Source organism: Sphingobium sp. (assembly GCF_041987595.1).
In the GTDB taxonomy this organism is placed as follows: Bacteria; Pseudomonadota; Alphaproteobacteria; order Sphingomonadales; family Sphingomonadaceae; genus Sphingobium.
On sequence record NZ_JBHIWJ010000237.1, the window covers coordinates 1 to 569 of the forward strand.

Genomic DNA, 569 nt, shown 5'->3' on the forward strand with positions numbered 1-569 from the left:
CATGCTCGACAAGGCATGGCTGCGAAGAGTCGATGGTTCTCGGGCCGTCAAGGTCACGTCGGCCGGGAGCCGAGAACTGACGCGACTCTTCGACCTCGATTCTTCGGTTTGGTGATCGCTATACACGCAGCCGCCCGCTGCGCATGCCAGTCTGCAACTGCCATAGGGTCAGGACTCATTGGTCATAGCCAGAAGATGACTGTGGCTGCGAGAGCGACGGCAGAGAAGAACGCCGTGGGGCAGCGATCGTAGCGGGTAGCAACGCGCCGCCAGTCCTTGAGGCGGCCGAACATGATCTCGATGCGGCTGCGGCGCCGGTAGCGGCGTTTGTCGTATCTGACTGGGTCGTTGCGCGATCTGCGACCCGGAATGCAGGGCTGGATGCCCTTGGCCTGGAGAGCGTCCCTGAACCAATCAGCGTCGTAGCCGCGGTCGCCGAGGAGCCACTGCGCCTTTGGCAGGTCGTCCAGCAGCGCTGCCGCGTCAGTGTAGTCGCTGACCTGCCCGGCGGTCATGAAGAAGCTCAAGGGGCGGCCGTTCGCGTCGGCGACGGCATGGAGCTTGGTGTT

1 protein-coding gene is annotated in these 569 nt (G+C 63.8%); it reads right to left on the reverse strand.

The annotated features are described in order from the left end of the window. Positions 1-182: 182 nt before the first annotated feature. On the reverse strand, positions 183-569 hold a 387-nt coding region (locus tag ACFC3J_RS22945; RefSeq protein WP_375198207.1), incomplete at its 5' end, for an IS5 family transposase.